The organism is Microbulbifer sp. VAAF005 (assembly GCF_030012985.1).
In the GTDB taxonomy this organism is placed as follows: Bacteria; Pseudomonadota; Gammaproteobacteria; order Pseudomonadales; family Cellvibrionaceae; genus Microbulbifer.
The window spans coordinates 2,946,206-2,970,313 of record NZ_CP120233.1; the positions used below are offsets into that span (position 1 = coordinate 2,946,206).

Annotated in this window: 14 protein-coding genes and 1 pseudogene; 13 read left to right on the forward strand and 2 right to left on the reverse strand. The window is 37.1% G+C overall.

Translation table 11 applies throughout. The features are described 5' to 3' along the window. Positions 1 to 41 precede the first annotated feature (41 nt). The 5 genes from P0078_RS13085 (at position 42) to P0078_RS13105 (ending at position 2,863) form a co-directional block, all read left to right on the forward strand. Entirely contained in the window at positions 42 to 386 is a 345-nt protein-coding gene (locus tag P0078_RS13085; RefSeq protein ID WP_282930402.1) for a hypothetical protein, read from the forward strand. Positions 387 to 569: 183 nt separating this feature from the next. Continuing rightward, positions 570 to 1,022, forward strand: a complete 453-nt coding sequence (locus tag P0078_RS13090) for a hypothetical protein (RefSeq protein ID WP_282930403.1) — start codon at positions 570 to 572, stop codon at positions 1,020 to 1,022. Positions 1,023 to 1,527: 505 nt separating this feature from the next. After that, positions 1,528 to 1,920, forward strand: coding sequence for a hypothetical protein (locus P0078_RS13095; protein ID WP_282930404.1), 393 nt, complete (start codon positions 1,528 to 1,530; stop codon positions 1,918 to 1,920). A 152-nt stretch (positions 1,921 to 2,072) separates the two neighbouring features. Beyond that, positions 2,073 to 2,435 carry a hypothetical protein gene (locus P0078_RS13100; RefSeq protein ID WP_282930405.1) on the forward strand — a complete coding sequence of 121 codons (363 nt, stop codon included), beginning with the start codon at positions 2,073 to 2,075 and terminating at the stop codon, positions 2,433 to 2,435. 95 nt (positions 2,436 to 2,530) lie between these two features. Further along, on the forward strand, positions 2,531 to 2,863 hold the full coding sequence (locus tag P0078_RS13105; protein ID WP_282930406.1) for an energy transducer TonB: 333 nt from the start codon (positions 2,531 to 2,533) through the stop codon (positions 2,861 to 2,863). A gap of 778 nt (positions 2,864 to 3,641) precedes the next feature. Here P0078_RS13105 and P0078_RS13110 read toward each other — a convergent pair. Continuing rightward, positions 3,642 to 4,803: pseudogene (locus P0078_RS13110) on the reverse strand (IS3 family transposase). Between the two features lie 852 nt (positions 4,804 to 5,655). On the opposite strand from P0078_RS13110, the gene P0078_RS13115 reads away from it, so the two are divergent. From P0078_RS13115 to P0078_RS13130, 4 genes are all read left to right on the forward strand, one after another. Beyond that, on the forward strand, positions 5,656 to 6,921 hold the full coding sequence (locus P0078_RS13115) for an efflux RND transporter periplasmic adaptor subunit (protein ID WP_282930407.1): 1,266 nt from the start codon (positions 5,656 to 5,658) through the stop codon (positions 6,919 to 6,921). A 462-nt stretch (positions 6,922 to 7,383) separates the two neighbouring features. Next, positions 7,384 to 8,091, forward strand: a complete 708-nt coding sequence (locus P0078_RS13120) for an ABC transporter ATP-binding protein (RefSeq protein ID WP_282930408.1) — start codon at positions 7,384 to 7,386, stop codon at positions 8,089 to 8,091. Beyond that, complete coding sequence (locus P0078_RS13125; RefSeq protein WP_282930409.1) at positions 8,084 to 10,513, forward strand: ABC transporter permease; 2,430 nt, start codon at positions 8,084 to 8,086, stop codon at positions 10,511 to 10,513. Before P0078_RS13120 ends, P0078_RS13125 begins: the two co-directional genes overlap by 8 nt. A 135-nt stretch (positions 10,514 to 10,648) precedes the next feature. Continuing rightward, complete coding sequence (locus tag P0078_RS13130; RefSeq protein ID WP_282930410.1) at positions 10,649 to 11,728, forward strand: glycosyltransferase family 2 protein; 1,080 nt, start codon at positions 10,649 to 10,651, stop codon at positions 11,726 to 11,728. Between the two features lie 323 nt (positions 11,729 to 12,051). Here the strand turns inward: P0078_RS13130 and P0078_RS13135 are convergent, their stop codons facing one another. Continuing rightward, positions 12,052 to 13,758, reverse strand: a complete 1,707-nt coding sequence (locus P0078_RS13135; RefSeq protein ID WP_282930411.1) for an ABC transporter ATP-binding protein — start codon at positions 13,756 to 13,758, stop codon at positions 12,052 to 12,054. Between the two features lie 402 nt (positions 13,759 to 14,160). Between P0078_RS13135 and P0078_RS13140 the strand changes: the two genes are divergently transcribed. From P0078_RS13140 to P0078_RS13155, 4 genes are all read left to right on the forward strand, one after another. Then, entirely contained in the window at positions 14,161 to 15,153 is a 993-nt protein-coding gene (locus P0078_RS13140) for a glycosyltransferase family 2 protein (RefSeq protein WP_282930412.1), read from the forward strand. Between the two features lie 328 nt (positions 15,154 to 15,481). Beyond that, positions 15,482 to 16,261: a GNAT family N-acetyltransferase gene (locus tag P0078_RS13145; RefSeq protein WP_282930413.1), complete on the forward strand. Its 780-nt coding sequence runs from the start codon at positions 15,482 to 15,484 to the stop codon at positions 16,259 to 16,261. 56 nt (positions 16,262 to 16,317) lie between these two features. Further along, positions 16,318 to 17,526, forward strand: a complete 1,209-nt coding sequence (locus P0078_RS13150; protein WP_282930414.1) for a DUF6271 family protein — start codon at positions 16,318 to 16,320, stop codon at positions 17,524 to 17,526. A 35-nt stretch (positions 17,527 to 17,561) separates the two neighbouring features. Then, on the forward strand, positions 17,562 to 24,107 hold the full coding sequence (locus P0078_RS13155; protein ID WP_282930415.1) for a non-ribosomal peptide synthetase: 6,546 nt from the start codon (positions 17,562 to 17,564) through the stop codon (positions 24,105 to 24,107). The last annotated feature ends 1 nt before the right edge of the window (position 24,108 follow it).

The window sequence follows — 24,108 nt, forward strand, 5'->3', positions numbered from 1 at the left end:
GGCAAAGCTTAAATTCCCATGTCAACTCTAGAAGTAAGTAAATGAAAGAAGTCATCCCGATATCTGAGCAGCAAGCAAAAGCGAAATTGGTAGAGCTTCAAGGAGCAAAGGTCTCTTATGCCTGGAGAGGGCATGGAAGCGCAATCTTTTTGGAGTTGGGTGAGCTGACCCAGTCGAAACGAGGAAATAATCCTTCCGGTGATCAAACAATAATGATTGAATGGTCATGGCGACTGGAGAATAAAGATTCAATATTACTGGGAAGCTGGAGTGACCCAGATGAAATCAAACGGTTCCCAAAATTATTAGTTGACACCAATATAAAGAAGATCGATTTCTTTAGCCGAATTCCTGAACTAGAGATATCACTGAGCAAAGACCTATGATTGCTGACGTTTATGACGGAGAAAGCGTATCCTGAGTGGTCAATCAGGTTTAAAAATGGACAGTGGCTATATTATGACAAAGGTTCTTTCAACATTGAAACAACAAGTGCATAGTGAATTTTCACAAACAGATTTTAGATTTTTAAATAGCATTCTCTAATACGAATTTATATATCAATAAAGATGAAATTTAAGTTTAAAAATATAACAATCTTGTCACTTTTTTTAATGCTACTATCGCCTTTTTCATTTTCTTGCACTGCAATTGATAGTGTCAGATTTTATGAAACTGAAGTTGAGGTTGTATTGCGAGAATGGAACCAAAAGGGATTTGGCAATAAGATCGAAACCTCTACGATAACGATAATAACCGCACCTGATTATAAAGGTGATATCGTTATTCTACGCAATAATGACGAGAAGTCCGGTTTCATTGCGGAAGTTTACAAACCAAAACCGAATGCACTGAACCCTGATCTATGGAAGTTTGTAACTGGTAATGTTGAAAAATCCATAGTGAAACAACCTAACGGCACATTCCATTTATCTGAGATGATTGATAACGGGGTAAGGGTTGAGATTATTAATCTTAATAATAAAAGCTTGAAACCAATGAATTTCTCAGAAAGTGGTTAAATTATCAGTTTCATTTATAGTGAAATTGCTTACAAGCTTGGATATAACAAGTTCCTCGGTAAAGCAGGCTCTAATTACCAAAATCAAGCAGATCTTTTAAAGAGAAGATAGTATTATCTCAAGAATAGATATAAAGTCATACAACTATAGGCATGATGAAGCGATCAGTCACAGTTATTATTGGGTTAGGCATTCTGCTATTCGTGGGCGCTTTATTGCTTTCGCAACCCATAGCTTGCAGCACAGATTACGAGTTTCAAAAATCCCCTGTTGTAAAACATATTGAATCTAAAGGTTGGCCAATAAAACATCTTACTCCAATGAATAATCCTGATAACAGTTGCCAAGCAAGTTTTCTTTATAGATCAGACAATCAACACGTAAAGTTTGTTGTTGTCGCCGGCACTAAAGTGACATGGTGGGACTTCAATGAACGCGATTAATAGAAATTCCAAAAAACTGGCACTATTGAACAGCTAGTTATGTATCAAGTAGGAAGAAATGAATGGCAATAAAATGCCCTGAATGCAAGTCGAAAAATGTAGATGAAGTATTCCCCTTTAGTTTTTCTAAGTCGCGCTGCCCAGATTGTGGTTTTGAATACATTTTAAGTATTTGGTACCGCCTATCTGTTCATACGTTTTTGTGGTCGGTGCTGATATTCTTAGTCATTCCTTTTAACTTTATTGCGTCAGCTGATAATATTTCTAATACAGTAGGGTTTACATTGATTGGCTTGATGATGATTTGTCCTATGGCCTACTGGTATATCACGTATACATGCTATCGAGTAGAAACTCCCAATAGGGTTAGTAAAACCAATTTTTTGATTTTTTGGGTTCTTACAGTGGCAACATATACCCCAGCAGTTATCTATATGGCAGGCTCTAATGCATAACAATGCGCTGTATGTCAAAGGCCAACTTTGTGCATTTTTACCCAGTCGCTGCGCTCCCATTATCGTGCATAAAGCGTCCAAAACTGTCCGCAGCTGAACGTGGCGATATTAATCAATTACTAACATCAGCCTTAAACTAAAGAAGAAGAAAATTGAAATATCTATTCCTGACTCTTATCTTTCTTACCATTTTCGGCTGTGCTTCTCAAGCGCCGAGAGAAATTTTGTTACCGAAGATCATGAATATTGAAGGTAAGAATTTCATTTCTGCAAATGTATTCAAAGAGTATGAATTAGAAATAAGCAGGCCAAAGGGTGGTGAATTCACTGTAAATATACCAGAAAAGGAAGCACCAAATTACTATGCATGCGGTGGAGTTTACTGGGACGAGTCCCTATATGCTCAAAAGATTCTAGAAGAAGCAGATTTAGTATTGGATTTTAAGGGCGTGAAAGAAGTTTGGGTCCCAATTGAAGGCGAGCCTAAAAAACTATATATTTTCGAAGTTCGGTAGTATAGCGAGTTTCTGTATCCGATTGTGTACACTTTTTTCGCCATACTGAAGCAGGACGGATTCATTCCGATAGGACAATAAGGAATCAATACCTTATGAGAATAGCCACATTATTTATATTGCTTTTTTTCGCTACATTTAGCTATTCTGAAGAGATTACCAATTGCCCCCAAAAACTTCAACGAATTGAAGGATATGACCCTAGTTATCCAATCCGAGAGAGCCGACAACCTGTAGATGGCTGGGTAGTTCTAACCGCTCGCCTTAATCCAGATGGGGAATTAGAAGAAGTCGACATTGTAGAATCAGTGCCACATAAATTTTTTGATCAATCTGTTTTAAATGCTGTAAGCAGTTGGAAGTTCGACTGGTCGGGTAGCTGGTGTAAGTATAAAACTAAGATTATCTTCGTATTTAGTGGCTTGTAGTGGCACACCAGATTTGGCCACTTGACTTTGAGTGGTATTATCACGCTCAACAGAATCAGATGGAATAGTGACCAAGTCGAGCAAAAAACATTTTCCTCCCGGATTCCGTTGGGAATCTGCGCAGCTTGTAGTCGACCAAAACTATACGATGAAAGAAGCTTACGAAGCCATGGGAGTAAGCAAGTCTACGATAGAGTCGTGGGTTCGTAAGCTTCGCTGAGTGCGAGATAGAAAAGCACCTGAAAGTATCGCAATCACACCTGACCAGCTACGCATTCAAGAGCTCGGGCGATAGCTTAGATGGGTTGAGGAGGAAAGAAATTCTAAAAAGGCTACGGCCCTCTTGATGTCTGACTCGCTGAAAAATTCACGGTAATCGAGCGATTGCAGAAATGCTATGCTTTTTAAAAACTGAGTGAAGTAATTAGTGTACACCGGAGCTGCGAGACAGGCCTCATGAGCAAGAGCCAGAAGAAATGCAATTGTAGGCTCTAATTAGAGCCGCCTATAAAGTTGGCAACAGCTCAGCCGATACCGCGCTGGACAGTGAATAAAGCTACTTGGCCTAGAAAGCGCTCAACTACCGAGCCATCGATACAGGAAATCCGAGCAGCCACATATTGATGTGCCGAATTATCTAGACCGGAAGTTCGATGTAGTTGAACCCACGGCGATATCACGTATATGTGGATAGGAACTCGCTGAGCATATCTTGCCGTAGTGTACGTAAACCTGTTGGGTGGGCGTTTGATTCTACCCATCAACAACGGACACACCGCTAAGCGACTAGTTGTTCCTCAAACGCCTCGGGGCTGGGATAGCCATTGGCGCTGTGTAAGCGATTTCGATTGTAGTCTATCTCTATATACTCAAATACGGTTTCTCGCATGAGGCACCTCGCAGGAAAGCGGTTACCATGGATTGCTTCTACCTTAAGTGAGTGGAAGAACATTTCGGCACAAGCGTTATCATAGCAATTACCTTTGGCGCTCATGCTGCACCACAGATCATAAGCTGTAATTAAAGATTGATAATCTTTAGAGCAATACTTACTTCCCCTGTCAGTATGCACAATAACATTCGTAGGTTTCTTACGGCGCCACAAAGCCATTTAAAGAGCGTCACAGACCAATGTAGCTGTCATCATTTCTGACATCGCCCAACCAATAACCAGCCGACTATATAGGTCTATCACTACAGCCAGATATAACCAACCTTCTTCCGTTCGTAGGTAGGTAATATCCCCAGCCCATTTCTGACTCGGCACTTCCGCATTGAAGTTCTACTTGAGCAGAGTTAGAGCTACTGGCAGACCATGTTTTGAGTAGGTTGTGGCTTTATATCTTCTGCCTACTTTAGCCCGTAGGCTCTGCCGACGCATGCTGGCAGCAACTGCTTCTTGATTATATTTACTCCCCTCACTGGCCAACTCCTTCGTAAGGCAAGGCGCGCCACTACGTTCTTTACTGGCTATAAAGCGCTGCTGTACCAAGTTATCGAGCTGCATCCGGTACTGCTGCTGCTTGGATTGGTCGGCCGATCTTGACACCCAATCGTAAAATCCACTGCGGGATACGCCGAATACCTTGGCCATCGCTTTGATGCTGAATTCATGCCTGTGCTTTTGTATGAAGGCGTACCTCATTTCAGGCTCTTTGCAAAGTACGCTGCGGTCTTTTTTAAGACTGCCAACTCCTCTGCCTACTCAGCCAGCTACCGCTTAAGTCCAGCATTCTCTGTGGCAAGCTCTCTCTCGGCATCTCCTGGCTCTGATGTAACTTTACCTTACTTCGCCATCCGTAAATCTGGGAAGGATGCAACCCAAGCTGTTTAGCGGCAACGCTTACCCCGACCTTAAGCGCCAGTGCTAGGACATCCTTTCTATACTCCTCCGAGTATTGTTTACGAGTGGTTTTGGTTGGATTACTTGGTCTTGTCATAGAGCACCTCTGCTGCGTAGTTTATCGCTTAAGAGAGTATCCGTCATAGGTGGGTAGGATCATTGTAATTCTCGGAGATCTTTAGAGCTTGGGTAGCCGCCGTATTGTAAGCTGCCCCTGTCATACAAGCTAAGAAATAATAAAAATATTTAAAGTCGTAAACGTCGCTAATTTAGTAGAACTTTATACTTATCATGAAGCTTTAATCACTAAATGTCGTAGTATTAAAGGCAAATAGCTGTTTATGGAATATACTAAAAAATATTAAGGACGTCTGAAAAAATTGTATTCCTTAAAAATAGGACATACCGATAGAACCCTCATGAAAAATTAATAAAATAAAACAAATTTTTTAAAGATGATACACAAATCAAAATAAGTATCACAACAAAGTGAAAAAATAACAATATTCATCTTGGGCTAAACACTCCTCAACTATTCACTGCTATACGGTAAGCTGGATATCCACCCCATTGCCAGTTTGACATTGCCATATTGCATATCTACTCCCAAAATATGAACGTATAACTATTACCCACTTCTTTAGTAATAATGCAAGTTTTCCCTAAATTCCTGGTTAAGATTCGAAGAGTTAGCACACGTAGTTAGATCACAAATTGGTTACTTGTGAAAGCAAATTTCGTGTGCTAATACCGATAACGCTCTGTTAATTTTTGTCAATTACATATTCACCTTATCTTTATACTTGCCATGCACCCCTTGTTTTGCGTATTTTATCGCAAAGAGAGGTTTCATCATTGCTGGGTAAGATCTTATCAAGTTTACACATAGTAAACCGATCCGCATGGAAACTAGAGATCAATGGTCTGAAAACAATAAGCAGTCGTACATATGGATGAAGTAATACAGAGACGCAAGCTACCCTTAAAAAAAGCAACAATAGTAATAGGGGCTCTGATACTTGTAGCTCTGATAGTTGTCTCAATATCAGGTAACCCGGCCTCAATTGAGGTAGATACTAAAAGACTCGTTATTTCTCAAGTCGAAGAAAAGATATTTAGCGAGTATATCCCAGTAATTGGTACGGTTACGCCTCAAACAACTGTCTATTTAGATCTACAAGAAGGCGGTATCGTCAAGGAAATATATATTCAGGGGGGGACACTGGTTCAAAAAGGAGATGTTATTCTCCAGCTTGCTAATGCTAGTGCGCAAAAATCAAATGTTGACTCCGAATCGCAAGCTCTAAGAACACTTAATGACCTAAGAACTCAGAAAATTAACTTAACCCAACAGTACTTGCAGAGTAAGGAAAATCTTTTAGATCTAAATAAGCAACTACTTGATGCTCAAAGGCTATTTTCAAAGTTAACTAAGCTTTACGAAAATGATGGGGCTAATATCACACAAAATGAATATGAAGAAGCCCGTGATATGGTTTTATATCTCAAAAAGAAAATTGAGTTAAAAGAAGAACGCATCAAACAAGAGAATACTTTAAGATTACAACAAGAAGAACAAATTGATGATTCTATTAAAAGGTCAAATAGAAGTTTAATTATTCTTTCGGATATTATGAACAGCTTGGAGGTAAGAGCACCTATAAGTGGGCAATTGTCATCCATGAATGCAGAAATCGGGCAGAGCTTTAATCGTGGGCAGCGTGTCGGACAGGTGGATAAGTTAGACCACTTTAAAGTGCGTGTAAAAATTGACCAGTACTATATATCCCGGGTATCAGAAAACCAAAGTGGTCATTTTAAATTTAACGGTAAAAATCACGAAGTTATTTTAAGTAAAATATATCCAGAGGTTATTGATAATCAGTTTATTGCTGATATGGACTTCATCGATGGCTTTCCTATTGGAATTAAACGAGGTCAAACACTCAGTATAGATTTAGAGCTTGGAAATGCATCTACCACAAAGACTTTAAAAAAAGGTGGGTTCTATCGCTATACAAGTGGAAAATGGGTATATCGGGTATTAGAAGATGGCTCTGGAGCAAAAAAAGTAAAAATCACACCAGGGCGTCAAAACCCTCAAACATTTGAAATTCTTAATGGTTTAAGTGCTGGTGACAAAATCATAACCACTAATTATGAAGATTTTGGCGATGCAGACGAAATAACGTTCAAGTCACCAATTCAAGGATAAATTACTTTATAGCAAGTGCCAGGGAGTTAGCTCTGGCATAGCTGTTACTTCTGACAAATAAATTATGCTCAATGGGAAAGTTCACAAACTGAAGTGGGTTGGTAACTTGGATCAAGCACAAACAAATTCGATAAATTATTATAGCAGCTAAAAATGATTTAACAGCGCCATTAAAAGTATAGCGGTTATATTTAACTTTAAATATAAGTTTTACTGTTAAGGCCCTAAATATTAACACAAAAAAGGTATTGGCAATGCGAAATAATACTATAAACATGCTGGAAAGAATTCACTTTGAAGTTGCGGATATATGCCTAATTAAAAACACCATTATTCAGATTCAATACCATCTATAAAGGTTAATTTTGGTATACCCTCAAGTAAAATTTTATGAATATGAAGTTGTAAACTTCTAACAAAAAATATTTAAATAAATAAATTAGGCGAAACTAAGGCAGGCAAATGACGAATTCACCAGTTATCCTTATCGACAATCTAAAAAAAATATTTCTTACAGAGGAAGTAAAAACGACTGCCCTGAACGGAGTTAGCTTAGAAGTTCAAAAAGGGGAATTTGTAGCCCTTATGGGCCCATCTGGATGTGGGAAATCCACTCTGATGAACATATTAGGACTTATCGATAATCCTAATTCTGGTAGCTACAAGTTTCTAAATGAGGAAGTCGGAAAATATAATGAAAGGCAGCGGGTTCGTTTGAGGAAAGAAAACATAGGCTTTGTTTTTCAAAGCTTTAACCTTATCGATGAACTAACTGTATATGAGAACGTAGAACTACCATTGCTGTATAACAAAGTACCAAGCTCAGAAAGAAAAGCAAAGGTAGAAGCAGTTATAGCAAAAATGGATATGACTCATCGTATTCACCACTTCCCGATGCAGCTATCTGGCGGTCAACAGCAGCGGGTTGCCGTTGCTCGTGCACTTGTCCACTCTCCGGACATAATTCTGGCTGACGAACCTACTGGTAACTTAGACTCAGTCCATGGCGAAGAAGTTATGAAAATATTTCAGCAACTTAACTCTGAAGGGACGACTATCGTAATGGTTACCCACTCAGTGAAAGATGCTACCTATGCCCATCGGGTTATTCGCCTTCTCGATGGGAAAGTCACAGAAGAGGAGATAGCTGAGGTATCACTAAATGTTTAAGAATTACCTACTAGTCGCATTACGAGGCCTGTCTCGCGAAAAAGTATATGCCGGTATAAACCTCATAAGTTTATCTTTGGCTGTTGGCTGCTGCTTAATATTATCTCTCTATATCCGTAGCGAACTCACATATGACAGGCACCATGAAAATCACAATAGTATTTACCGCGTTACAAATGAAATTTTCAACCGAGGAAAAGGTGAACGATTTTCCATCACTTCTCAAGCGCTGGGGCCATTACTAGTAAAGGAATACCCAGATATAGGTGAATATGTTCGCTTTAAATCAATGGGCAAAACTCTTCTAAAAACTGAAGATAATGAGGCATTTTGGCAAGACGTCATAATGGCAGACCCAAACGTATTTGATGTGTTTACTCATGAAATAATATATGGAAATACAGAAGATGCATTATTAGACCCATATGCAATTATTATTAGTCAAAGGACATCTGACTTCTATTTTGGTAATGAAAACCCTGTTGGTAAAACTCTGTATACAGATACAGGGAGCTATCAGATAAAAGCCGTTTTCCGTAATCTTCCAGATAATACTCATTTAAAGTATGACATAGTTATGTCTACTAAACTCCTCGATAACCTGGGGCAAGGTGATGCAACACTTACACCTAGGCGGCTATTTTACATTGGATTCATGACATACTTTCATCTGGCAGATACATACTCTGAATCAGATTTACAACGAATTCTCGCAGAATTTAATGAAAAAATCATGACTGAACCAGGTAGAGAGTTTGAACTAACCATAGACTTTCATACTCAGCCCTTACTAGATGTTTATTTTTCTAGTGGTTGGCAAGGTGGCCCTCCGAGTGGAAATATATTTTTTATTTACGGATTTATTGCTGTAGCAATATTTATTCTATTGGTAGCCTGTATTAATTATACAAACCTAGCAACAGCCAGAGCTACGAAACGAGCTAAAGAAGTCGGTGTACGTAAAGTTCTAGGCGCAGAGAAATTTCAGTTAATTTGTCAATTTTTAGGTGAGTCAATTGTATATACAATTTTGGCATTTATAATAGGTATCATTGGAGTAAAACTTGCTGAAACTTATACACCATTAGTCTACTTGCTTGATAAGCTTAGTCTTGTTGACTTCTCAGAAGACAAGTTATTTCTATGCGCTCTCTTTTTTGGAGTTAGCATTGTCGGTATAATAGCCGGAGTTTATCCAGCTTTCTACTTATCATCTATACCTCCAGTTGCATCACTTACAGCAAATAAAAAAGCATCTGCTAATCGAATAAGTATTCGACAGGTATTAATCTTTATTCAATTCTTTGTATCAATCAGTGTTGTAGCTTGTACATTGATTATGGGGCAGCAAATGCATTATGCAGCTAATAAATCCCTAGGATACCAACAAGAAAATAAGCTCGCTATTCAACTATATGGTGCGGAGGCAATCCAAAAAATCCCACTTATAAAAAATGAACTTATGGCAGATCCAAATATTCTCGGCGTCGCTGAAACTTCATTTGTTCCAGGTAGCGGAGCGAGAATTAGTCTTATGAAAATTGAAAACAATGAAGGGGAATTTGAGAAAGTTGGCCTCTTTCACATGACTGTTGGAGATGAGTTTGTCGATGTAATGGGGTTGGATATTATTAAGGGGCGAGGGTTCTCTAAAGGACAGTCTTCCAATGAGCAAGGTGCAGTACTGGTCAATGAGACATTGGTCAAAACTCTTGGCTGGGATAATCCATTAGGAAAACGAGTCGAGATGTTCAATGCTACAGTTATAGGAGTGGTACGTGACTTTCATGTAGGTTCATTACATGACCCTATTCCATCCCTTATTCTACGTCCGTTTAATATTGTTGATTATTCAAGCTTGTCTAGCTCCCAATTAAGCATGATGAATAGAACTCTGGCTATAAGTATTAAAAATACTAATGTTAGAGATACTATTGATAAAGTTGAGAGCGTAGTATCACAGTTTGACCAAGAACATCCATTTGAATTCAAATTTTACGACAATCTTCTTCAGGAACTATATGCCGATGAGAGCAATTTAATGAGCTTAATCGGTATGTTTGCCGCAATTTGTATATTCATTTCATGTCTGGGTTTATTTGGTTTATCAGCATTCACAACGGAACAAAGAACCAAAGAGATTGGAGTTCGAAAGGTTCTTGGTGCATCAACGTATCAAATAATTTATATGCTAGTCAAACCGCAAATGATTTTAGTAATAATCGCTTCATTTGCTGCCTCTCTCACTTCTTATTGGATAATGAATGATTGGCTTAATACATTTGCTTACAGGGCAGATATTGAGATTTGGATCTTTATCCTAGCCACCCTCATTGTTGCAACAGTTGCATTTATAACGGTGGTATTACAATCCGCAAGTACTGCAAATGCTAATCCAGTAAAATCTTTAAGATATGAGTAATATTGATTTCTAAATGTAAATCATTTTACCTTTTGAACCATATACTTGAACCCGCTCTATAAATTGGAGCGGGATTGTTTTAACTCAAGTGGATAATGCTTCTTGTGGATATAAACTCAATTTGGAGTATAGCCTATGACTAACTATTTAGTGTCGGTAGTCTTACCTTATAGTAATAATAAATGTAGCTTGTTAAGTACTTTAGAATCACTTCAGAATCAGAGTTTGTGTTCTTTCGATTATGAAATAATTGTAGTAGATGATGGGTGTCAAGACGACAATATAGAGCAATTGATTTATACAAAGATCCCTGATGCCAAGATTAATTATTATAGTTATTCTGACAAAAAGGGAGCTGCTTACGCGCGAAATTTTGGATGGAAAAAATCTACAGGACAAATAGTTATTTTTTTGGACTCAGATCAAATCGTTAAATATAATTTTGTAGAACAGCATTTAACTTTTTTTGATGCAATACCAAGTAGTGAATCTATAATTCAAATAGGTTTTAGAAATGAGGTTGATATAAATACTCATGCCGGTGATAAAAAAATTTATAATAAAGTGACCCATAAAGATCCAAGGTTTTCCATATTTGAATGGTATTCTGAAAATATGCAAATGCTTTTAGGAGCATGGCACCTTTGTTTTTCACATAATATCTCTATCAGGCGAGAAGATCTTGAAAAATATGGTGGATTTGACGAGGACATTTTTTCTGGGTGGGGCTTAGAGGATAGTGAGTTCGCATATAACCTATCAAAAAATGGCGTTAAAATTGCGTACAACCCTAATATATTAGTGTATCATCTTAGCCATCCTGTAAGCTGGAATTCCGACAGCGGCTACAAAGCTTGGAACAATAATTTACAAGCTTTTATTGAAAAACATCCAGATTATCCTGTAATAGCTCAATCAATATTTAGTGAATTTTTTAATCCTGAAAAAAGGCGACATCACATACAAAAAGGTGATGATAGGCCATGGATTTCTTGCTATCGCAAATTTGAGGAAGTAATTAGGACATTTTTTGGATACAGGAAGTATAACAAAGAAATAGTTATGAAGAACCCAAGATGGAACGATATAATCCAAAAATTAAATCAATTTCCCGATAAAGATATAACAGTTCTAGTGCCAAAAGGGGACATAGAGCTAATAGCTAAAATTCAACTATCTAAAGTCACTGAGCGAATTGCACTCTTCACATACTAATTTAGTTTAAAAAATAAATATTTACAATCCAGCAACGCCTTTTCGGTGCCTATGTCTACATCTATCAACTTTAATTTACCTCACATCAACACTATTACTAAGAATTTAAGTGTGTGAAGTACATCTATTCCAATTATCCCAATAGATATTTGATAGTTTGAGGTAGGTAAGACAATATCAGCCAGATATCACACACAGTCTAAAATTTAAGTAGAACTCGTAAATAGGATCATACCCAAAACGGCTCTTAGATTTGTCACCTTGATTATAATGGCTACCCAAATTTTCAAGGTGACTTCCTAAAAATAGCTGGATTCACTCTATCAAGCTTTTTCTAAAGTAGTAGTATGTCCTTTAGACTGATGTAACCAAAATCGCGAATAGACACCACCCATCTCTATAAGGGATGAGTGGGGGCCTTGCTCAACGATAGTACCATTTTCAATCACAACTAACCTATCGAGCTTTGATAAAGTTGATAGCCTATGCGCAATGACAATTACTGTACGTCCTGTCATCAATTCATCTAGATTCTGTTGGATCGAATTCTCAGCTTCTGAATCTAGTGCAGACGTGGCTTCATCCAATATTAATATAGGTGAATTCTTCAAGAACGCTCGTGCTATTGAGAGTCTCTGCCGTTGCCCCCCACTAAGGGTAACCCCACGTTCACCTACATGCGCTTCATATCCTCGTCTACCCTGGGAGTCCTCCAGAGATAAAATGAAATCATGTGCAAAAGCTCGTTTTGCTGCTTTAATTATATCCGAATCTGATGAATTGGGACTTCCGTATCGTAAGTTTTCCCAGATAGATCGATTCATTAGAGAGACGTCCTGGCTCACTACAGCAATATTTTTTCGTAAACTATCTTGACTGACGGTGCTTATATCTTGGCTATCAATCAGAATTCTACCACCCTGAATGTCATACAACCTAAGAAGTAACTTAATAAGTGTTGATTTCCCGGCTCCCGAGGGACCTACAATTCCCAATCTCTCACCCGCATTAATCTCTAAATTTAGGTTCCGTATTACAGTATTACTATTATCATATCCAAAACTAATATTGCTGAATTCAATTGATCCGTAGGATAGATTTAGTGGCTGAGCTGAAGATTTATCCTGGACATCCTTTCGCTTCGTGAATGTAGTAATGCCGTCCTTAATCATCCCGAAGTTTTCAAAAAGGGACGAAGTTTCCCACATTATCCAATGGGAGATGCCGTTCATTTTTAAAACTAGAGCACCTGCAGCCGCTATAGCGCCTGTGGTTATAGCGCCTTTTGACCAAAGAAGAATACAAAGAAAACCTACACTCAAAATAAGGAACGTACTCAAAATCCATACACGGCTAGTAACTCCGGTTGCCAATCTACTGTTCTTATAGCTTGAGGTGAGGAGTAATGACATCGCGTTTCTAGCATAGTTTCTCTCTAACTCAGCACTAGAAAATAGTTTTACCGTCTCAATGTTTGAGTAGGTATCAACAAGTCTTCCAACTAAACATGAATTAGCGTCCGCCCTTTCTTTTGCGGCTAGAGCCAATGTTGGTAAAGCCCTGTAGAGTATGAAAAAGTATGCCAGTAGCCATATCAAGAAGGGAACAACTAAATATAGGTTTAGGGCTGCAACTAAGCCAAGCGAACTAACTAGGTAAATACAAACATACAGGACACCGCAAATCATTTTCCTTGTGGCTTCTTGCATAGCAAATGCAGTCTGCATTAACTTTGTTGCTAGCCTTCCGGACAATTCATTATTGTAATAATTCAAGCTATGTGTGAGTAATTGGCGGTGCAGAGACCAGCGAATACTCATAGGAAAATTTGTTAATATGGTTTGATTTATAAACAGTGTTTGTAGAATTGATAGTGCAGGTAGTGCAACTAAAGTACAACCTGCCCAGATTAGAACATTATCTTCTGTGAATGAGAATGCTGTTTCCGGGGTGTGATCATCCAACCAGTCAACAACTCCACCAACTAGACCATAAAGAGACACTTCTAAAATCGCGATAGTAGCGGTCAAAACTGCGGCGACTAGGATATATTTCTCTACCCCTAGTGTAATATCTGAAAAATTTAACAAATTGATTAGATGGTGTGTCTTCTGGCCAGTTCGGAAATGATGCGAGTAAACGTTCAAAAAAGAAATACATTCTTTAGTCCCAGAGAATTTATGTTATGGAACAACTATGGAAAGGCTGTGCTTAGTTCAACACCTTTCGGCGCTATGCTCAACACAAGACAGTCTAACTTTAGTGCTTCTATAAATTTCAAGCAAATAGTGTGGATAGATGCAATCTGTATTTTGGAACGTAAGTGCGAAAATTTTTGTGAAGTGTATCTTGCTTAAAATTCCAGAAGAAATGAGCATACTAAATAATTGCTTCCAGCCGCACAAAAGTTTCTGGAAATCAGGGAGATCTTAGTGAAATATCTACCAGTCATATCTGTAATTATTCCTGTTTACAATAAAGAAAAAACTATAGAACGCACATTAATTTCTGTTTTTCGTCAAGAATATCGATCAATCCAGGTGGTAATCATTGATGATGGCAGCACTGACGATAGCACCATAGTTATTCAAAATCTGCAGAAAGAACACCATGCAATTGAGTTTATTAGACAAGAGAATACAGGTCCGGGACATGCACGCAATGTTGGACTAGATCGTGCCACCGGTGATTATGTTGTTTTTTTAGATGCTGATGATGAATGGGAACCTGACTTTCTCACTCATGCAGTCAATACTTTCCAAGAACATAAAGATATTAATGTCTACGCTGCCTCGCACTACCGAACATCTAGCGGTCAAAAAAAGTCTTATAGTGAATTTTTTAGTGAGTTTGGAGTACCAAGAGGAAAGTTTAAGGTAACTTCATCTATGTCTGTATATTCACTGCTAGGATTAGTTTGGTTTTTCCATTCAAGTATGATTGTATCAAAAATTTCAACAATAAAGAGATACGGTGGATTCTACGATCACAATAAATCCGTTTTTGGGGAAGATTCATACTTGTGGATACAAGTTCTGCTTAATGAGACTGGATTTTGCGAACTTGAACCTTTAGGTTGGTATCATACAGAAGATTCTTCTCTTTGTGGAGCGGGACCAGGGCTTGAAAAGGCTGCATTTCTTAGATTTCCGGAAAGATTAAGGGAAACCTGCCCAGAGTCCATGAAAGATCTACTTGAGAAACTTCTTGGTGTATTTAATCTGTTATATATGCTGTCTTCACTAGGTAAGACGCGAAATAAAATTCAATCAGCTCTCAGTAGCTATCCTGGACTAAAATCCCTAAATGATGGTAAGAAATTTGAGTCTACAATCAGAAAAATAGATAGTCAGCTACTTGAATTGTCAGACCAATTAGAAGTGATAAATTTTACACGTGGCCCCAAGCTTAATGGGCCGTGGTGAAAGATTCAAACTATATGTTCTTTATTTATCTATTTATAGATAGTGATAGCTATTTGATTTGGGATAGAATCAATGGAAATTTCGAAATTGAGCATTATTTATAATATAAAATATTAAGAATTTGATTCTTTTGATAAAAATTAACTTAGCAAGATCAATTTTAGAAATTAAATCTAAAAATATAAAATTTTTCGGTTTAGTGAAAAATTATCACTTTGTTACCAAAGAGACTAAGAAATAAAGTATAAATGTAAAGGGTTTTCACGGTACTTATATCCAAGGAATAATTTTTTAGTTTAACTCCGACCTGTCAAAGAAAGGAACAAAGGTGGCTTTTGAGTATAGTCACAGACTGAGGATGTCGCTTGTGGTAACAGTCTGTCCGCTAGGACATAATAACACACTCAAACCATTATTTGATAAAAATACACCCAATAAAGCCATATTGGATGCTGTATTTAATGGGACAATTACTGGCCGTGCCTATGTCGATACAGAGAAATCGCCAGCGCAGGCAATACTAGTATCAGACTTTCTGAAATGCGCTTTTATAAGCACAAATTGTACGACTGAATTTTTAGTTCAGTTTTCGGCCTTACATTTATCAAACGGTTTAGAGTATATATTTACGCACGAATATTTATTTTTTGAATTAGAGAAATATCTCGACATATCAATCCGAAAGGAATTTATTCGAGATCCCTTAAAACCCATACCTATCTCTGGCCGTATAGCTAGCATACCAAGCATAGAGCAATTTTACTCTGCTCAGTGGAAAGATATCTTCACACCATGTTGTGGTGATTTTAATACCTTTATATCAAATCATATTGCTATTTATGAGATTAGGCACGGGATTATCGTTAGTGAAGGTTATGCGATTTGTGGAGAAAATATAGCTGAACTCGGTGCCATTTCACATGCTGAGTTTCGTGGTCAAGGCGGGGCAACCACAACCTGTTCACATATTTTGTCTTTTTGTAAAAAAAATAATTTAACACCTGTCTGGACATGTCGAGCGGATAACTCTGCTTCTATCGCCACTGCCTACCGTTTAGGTTTCGAGCATCATCGAGATTATATGTTTGCTAGGTGGCAGAGGTCTTAGCTTGTACAAAAATACATCTTTTCCATTTTTCGCTGTCTAAAGTTATGAGGGATAATATGCGGCGCTCAAAAAATGCCTACTGGATACCGACAAATCGATGTGTAATGCAGAGTCTTAAATCTTATGCACACGAACTTAGTGAATGTGCACCATATATTCCAATGATTATTATGGATTCCGGTGATAAGGAAATAGAAGCACACAATGAACAAGCTGTTAAATTTGTAAACAAAAAATATAACAATATAAAAATATATCATTTTAATCAGGAAGAGCAGGCTAAAGTTATTAGTAAAATTCTGCATCACGCTGGTTATGAACACCTTTTCAAATTGTTCATACATTCAGGGGTTAATTACGGTGCAGTAATGAACCGAATATTTCTGCTAAGTGCAGCAATGAATATAGATATAATTCACCGCCGTGACTCAGATACTCATCTCCAACCTAACTGCCCTTTTCCAATTGAAGCTGAAATACAGCTCATGAATTGTAAGGGCAACTATGTGGCAGGAAGTGGATATGTGGGAGAATGGAGCCTAGATCTTAAACCTTTTATTAAGCAAGATGCTGCTCTATTCAGTGTATTTTTTTCTGCTTTAGGTGTCCCTGAAGATCTGCACGATCAAGCATTTAATTGCTTGGAAAGCGGCGCTAAAAGTTATTTTAAAAACGATGACTTTAACAAAGCGAATACGGAAGGGTTTTATTACCCTGATGCTGGAAACTTTGTTTTGAAAGATCTTCATAAAGAGTTTCCATGTCTACCATCTGATGCAATATCATCTGATTACTTCATGTTTCGCATGGCATATGCATTTGGTAAAAATGTAATTTTTCATGAGCGTAGGGTAAGCCATAAATATCACGATAAACGAAACAGTAATTATAATTCATATATTAAATCATTGATTAAATACAGCGATATGCGCCCAATTTACTGGAGCTTGAAAGATGAGATTTACGATATTTCTGACCAAATAAATAAAACATGTAACACATCAAGAAATAAATATATCGCAGACATAATTGTCAATAAGTCTCAAGATAATATTAATCACCGAATAAAAAATATTGAAAACATAGCCTCAGAATTTATCTCGAAAGTATACCCAGAGGCGGCCAAAGATATTTTAGAAAATAGCGATAGAATTATAGAAGATTGTAACAATGATTATCAAAATCATGCCCATTTACTCTATGCATGGCACAAAATTATAGCTTCCGCAAATAAAATATCTTTCGAGTTGGAAAACCTAAATTAAATGCAAATTTATGGCTATAATTTTGAGAATGCAAAATGAACAATAAAACACATATTAAAACTGATGATTTTAATCTAAATAGCCTTTGGGATAATATTTTTCCATATGTAAAAAATAGGCCTGCGATCTATTTCAAAGAGAATACAATTTCTTATTATGAGTTAAATAATCGCATATGTAGACTCGCTAAAAAGTTAATTGATAATGGAGTAAGTCGAGAATCCATTGTGGCCGTTCATTGTGCTCGAGGCCCCGACGCAGTAATAGCTCTGCTTGCTATTATTCGAATTGGTGCAGCATATCTTCCTTTGGAACCTGCATTACCACTGCAAAGGAAAGAATTTATTCTTCAAGATAGTAATCCGGCCTTGGTCGTCATTGATAGTCATGAAAATAGTTTGTTTAATCTTTCAGGTATCAATGAGATAAATATTAATGATATTTACTATCCAAACCAGCTAGAAGCAATAAACTTCAAAAATTGTACTTATAAAAATACTCTTGCATACGTAATATATACTTCTGGAACTACTGGCAAGCCAAAAGGGGTTCTAATTGAACACGCAGGAATCACAAATTTTCTTCTAACCTATAAAAAGATATTTTCAATAACTCCAGACGATCGAATCGTTCAGTTTGCAGCATTATCATTTGATGCATCTATATCTGAGATTCTAATGGCCTTACTCAATGGTGCTTGCTTATATATATTACCAGATGAAATACGTAAAGATGCACTACTTACTCAGCAATATTTGAAAGAGAATCAAATAACTATTGCTACTTTGCCTCCTCAGTTTTTGTCTTGTATTGAGCCCTCTTTAACTGAACTTAGGACAGTTATAGCAGCCGGCTCACCGTCAAATTGGAAAACAGTAAATCGCTGGAAACCATTTGTTAAGTACTACAATGCATATGGTCCATCTGAAGTAAGTATTGGAACTACTGTTTCTTTAGTGAATACCTGTGAACATATGAATGGCCCTGTACCCATCGGTACCGCTAATGATAATCTGGAACTATTTGTACTAGATAAGAACGGAGATCTAGTAAATTATGGTGAGGTAGGAGAGCTATGCATTGCAGGCATCGGCCTTGCACGTGGCTACTTAAATCAAGAAAAATTAACTAATTCAAAATTTATTCCGGCAAGTAATTCTTTTCCTCGCTATTACAAAACCGGAGACTTAGTAAGGTATCGTACTGACGGGCAATTTGAGTTTATAGGAAGACTTGATGACCAAATTAAAATAAGAGGACATAGAGTTGAGTTAAAAGAAATTGAAACTGTACTTCAAACATTTTCCACCATCAAAGATGCGTTTGTGTCTGCCGAAAGTAGAGGAGATGACACTGAGATAATCGCTCACATAATACTGCATAATCAGAAAGAGATCACCTCAGTAAAAGAAGAAATAAGTTCAATACTTCCTCAATATATGTTACCCCAACATATTATTAGTGTCGACAAATTCCCATTAACCATAAATGGTAAAGTTGATGCCTCAGCTTTACCCACGCCTAGTATATCTGAATTCTCTGGTGCGTTCCTACTACCCACACAAAATAAAGGAATGAGTTTATTTGTTGACGCTATTTCTTCAATACTCAAAATTGACAAATATAAAATCCCTGCTGAATTTAGCTTTACACAGCTCGGTGGTGACTCAATTAAGGCTATTCAAGTATGTAGTATTTTAGCAAAATACGACCATTTTTTAAAAACAAGTGACCTAATGGAATCGCTATGTCTAGATGATGCTATAAAAAAAATTACTCTAAACTTTAAAAGACCATTGCAGGAGACGTTAAGTGGCGAATTACCTCTCAACCCTATTCAGAAATGGTTTTTTGAACATGCTATCGATGGCTACAATCATTTTAATCAAAGCGGGTATATTAACTGGCATTGCACACTTGATTTAGATTTGGTGCAGAAAACTCTTAATTATTTATACGCTTATCATGATGGTTTAAGAACTAGATTCAAACTTAATCAATCTAAAGAATGGATTGCATCTATAGGACAACCTAAAGCTGTTAGCTTAGAGAGCTTTGATTCTGGGAATATAAATTTACTTTATGAAAAAGCAACTGAAATACAAAGTCAATTTGATATCGAGAAAGGTGCTTTGTTGCATGCTTGTCTATTCAATGGGAAACATCTACTAATTTCTATTCATCATTTAATTATAGATATGGTAAGTTGGAGAGTTTTGATTGATGATTTCCATTCAATATATAAAAGCCTAGAAGCAGGAAAGCAGCCTTCTCTTCCCAAGAAAGGTCATGATGTTAGACTTTGGATTGAGTCTTTAACTCAATATGTAAATAGTAAAGAGGCAGCCAGGGAGGTTAGTTATTGGGAGAACATATGTCAGACCGAAACCCAGTCAATTACGCGCGACAATAATGACTTTGTGAATACTGCAGGACTAAGCTCGCTTGCCACTTTAAAGGTCGATATCGATACCACTTCTAAGCTGAAGGGAGCTGCGAACAAAGCTTTTAATACGAAGGTAAATGAACTTCTACTTGCTTCATTCTCCCGAACTTTGGCTCAATGGAATGGAGAAGGTAAGTACGGTATTAGTCTAGAGGGGCACGGTAGAGAAGATTTCGGTAAGAACCTGGATGTTGGGAGAACCGTTGGCTGGTTTACAACCTTTTTTCCTGTGATTCTAAATTCGTCATTATCAACTGAAGTCGGTACGACTATTCGTGAAATTAAAGAACAAATTCGTTCAATTCCTAAAAATGGATTTTCATATACTGCACTAAGATATTTATCTTCTCCGGAGATTAAATCAAAGCTCGAAATGAAACGCCCTATTCAGATCGTTTTCAATTATTTAGGCGAGTTTGTAGAGCAAGATCCACTTGATCGGAAAGGGAACCTCTCACTTGGAATGGAGTTCGATAGAAATTATCCCAGGCCTGATGAGCTAGAATTTAATTTATATATCTCAAATTCCATCCTAAATATTGAATTACGCTACCCGCTTGAAGCATTCGAGGAGGAATCAATTAATGAGCTACTAGCTATCTTTTACGAATGTATTAAAAGCTTAGTAAAAACCTGTGTCATAACTAAAAATACTCAATTTAGTCCATCCGATTTTCAAGTTGCTTATTTGAACCTGGATGAGTTTGACCGGTTAATGGCAGATTATCCTGGCACGACAAATATGTATAGTCTGTCTCCTACATTAAGAACAATGTTGCTAGATGAAAAAAAGGGGAGGCTAAGTGGGTACCATGTCCAGCACGAATTCGAACTCTCCGGAGATTTTGATACATCACGTTTTTATCAAGCCCTTTGCTATATTGTAAAAAAGAATGAGTCTCTCCGCAGTATTTTTACAAAGGTTGGATCGGATAAAGGTATCCAGCTTGTACTCTCCAACATTGAAGTTGAATTTGAATCCTATGATTATCGACTATATGACAAAGATACTGCAGATCAAAATATAATTAATTTATTACAGAAAGATCGTAAAAAGGGGTTTCAGGTTGATTTGGTCCCTCCATTCCGTATCTATGTATGCTTTATTCCTCACGATAAAGTTAGAGTTATTTGGAGCTTTCACCATATTATTATGGATGGATGGTGCTGCGATATTCTATGGAATCAGTTAAAGTCAGCTTATTTTGATTCATATACTGCCATTAATTCTATAGCGCCATTACAAACTTTCCACGACTGGGTTGCGAAACAAGATAGTGAATCGTCAATTGAATATTGGCGTAGAGCCCTTGAAGGTTATGAATCAATTGCATCACTGCCTTGGTCGACGCCACTTATAAATACAGGAAAAGATGAAATTCTGGAAGAGCACATTAGGATTTCCAAAAGGGAAGTTTATGCCATTACAGAAATAGCATCTTCACAACACGTAACCGTTAGTACAATTTTGATGTCTATCTGGGGATTACTATTAGCTAGATATAACCAATTAAAAGATATTCTATTCCTTCAAGTTGTATCTGGCCGCTCATCACAGGTGCCTGATATTGATAAGATGCTAGGGTGTTTTATAAACACTATACCAAGACGTGTTAATCTTAATAACAATAATTTGTTTAAAGATCTCCTTAAACAATATAGTCAGCAGGTTAATGAAAGTAATTCATATGATTATTTAGCTTCAACTGATATTTTGGCAACACAGAGAATTTCTACAAATCGCTTTGATCACATCGTCAGTATTGATAATTTTAACTCTGGTGAACCTGGAGGCGAATCACCTTGGAATATAGAAAGAAAAAAATGCATAGAAGGTATTGCTTTTCCTCTAACTCTTGATATCCAATTAGGCGATACTATTGATATATCAGTTGCCTATTCATCAACATCCTACTCGTCTGAGTCTGTCAAAATTACTCTAGCTCATTATATAGAGCTTCTACGATATTTTATTGATAATCCAAATTGTCATCTGGATGACATTCAACTCCCTAGTTATCAGCCAGGGAATCTATCTGGTCAGCAACAGCTCAAGGTTCAAGATGAAGATATTACGCCATTACTAATTGATTTAATTGATGACTCTATGTCACGTAATGCTAATCGCACTGCTATTCTTTGGAAGGATAAAGAAGTGTCATATGCTGATCTTTCTTACCAGACAGCTGTGATTTCTAATCGGTTGATTGCTCTAGGCATCACCCAGGATTCATTAGTCGGCATTCACATATCTCGCAGTCCAAAGCAGATAGCTGCAATACTTGCCGTTTTATATGTTGGCGCAAGTTTTGTTCCCTTAGATCCATTCTATCCAGAAGAACAACTCAAGATAATTATCAAATCGTCTGATCCAGATTTAATTATTACAAATGACCATCACCTTGCATGTAAAACACTAGGAAATTTTTCACTTTTGACTCTTTCCACCCCGGGAAATACGAGTATAGATCTAGTAAACCATCGCTCCCAAAAGTCATTTAGAGTTTCAAATTCTAACCGTCATCCACTTATGATTCTATTTACGTCGGGATCAACTGGAACTGCTAAAGGTGTAAAAATTCTAAATCAGGGGATTGTAAATCACTCGAGATATTTTGTAGATCGATTAAATATACGCAATAGTGATAGGATTCTTCAATTTGCATCAATAAATTTTGATGCGGCCTATGAAGAAATTTTTCCATCATTAATTGCTGGAGCTTGTTTGGTACTTCGTGATAGTAATATTGTTGAATCTTTTGAATCATTTCATGAGCAAATTTACAAGCAAGATATTACTATACTTGATCTTCCTACAGCATATTTTAATCAGTGGTCTGATTATATTTTTTCAAATGTAGTTCCAGATTACTATACGGAGAAATTAAAATCGGTCGTAATTGGGGGAGAAGAGGCACTTACTGATTTTGTACGGAAGTGGATTCTTAGTATGAAAAATTCAATCTCTCTTTTTAATACCTATGGTCCTACAGAGGCTACTATTATATCTACTTTATACGAAGTTCCAAAAGTAGCTCCTGCCGAAAATTCAGTAATACCAATAGGGTCTGAGATAAACAACACTGTATGTTACGTGCTTGATAGCAAACTTCGTGAAGTTGCACTGGGAGAGGTCGGCGAATTATATATATCCGGACTGGGCGTTGCGGACGGATATGTAAATGATGATGCTAAAACGAATACTTATTTTCATTTACTTCCTGAAAAGAAAAGTAATAATTTATTTTATAGGACGGGCGATATTGTTAGGAGAAATGAATTTGAAGAGCTTATCTTCATTGGACGCAATGATAATCAAGTAAAACTAAGAGGACAGCGTGTTAATCTCGATGAGATAGAAACATGCATTAATTCACTTTCATTTGTAATCTGTAGCAAAGTACTTATTAAGCAAGATAAAAATGGGCCATCCATTGTTGCTTGTATTCAAGCAAATGATTCGTGGACAGCGAAGAACTTGAAATCTCTGCTATCTACAAAACTTCCAGATTTCCTAATACCCAGTAAATATATAGCTGTATCAACATGGCCTTTATCAGCTAATGGGAAACTGGATTCTAAGAAGTTGCTAGCCAAACCTTATGTTATCGATAAAATGGTTGAAGAGCCACCGGCAAGTTCTATAGAAATACAACTAGCAAAAATATTTGAAGATGCACTTGAAACAAAAAATATTTCGTTAGATGAAAGCTTCCTATCTCTAGGCGGGCATTCTCTTCTGGCCATTAAAGTTGTAAGTATGATTAATCAGGAGATGAATTGTTCTATCCATATTAAGGATTTATTGGAGGCTCAAAGTATTCGTGATCTTTCACGACTACTGATATTGGGATCATATAAAGATATTGATCCCCTGATATCCTTGAAAGATGGCGAAAATAGATCAATTTTCATGGTTCATCCAGTAGGTGGTCATATTACGTGTTATCTACCTTTGGTTGATATTTTCCCTAAAGGTATTTCACTATATGCTTTCGAATCTATTTATCAGAAGCAGCCTGTCCATAAAAAACTCTCAGTTGAGGAAATGGCTAAAATCTATGCAGAAAGATTATTAGCCACTAGAAACAATCAGAGAATTATTTTAGCTGGCTGGTCCATGGGGGGATTGTAGC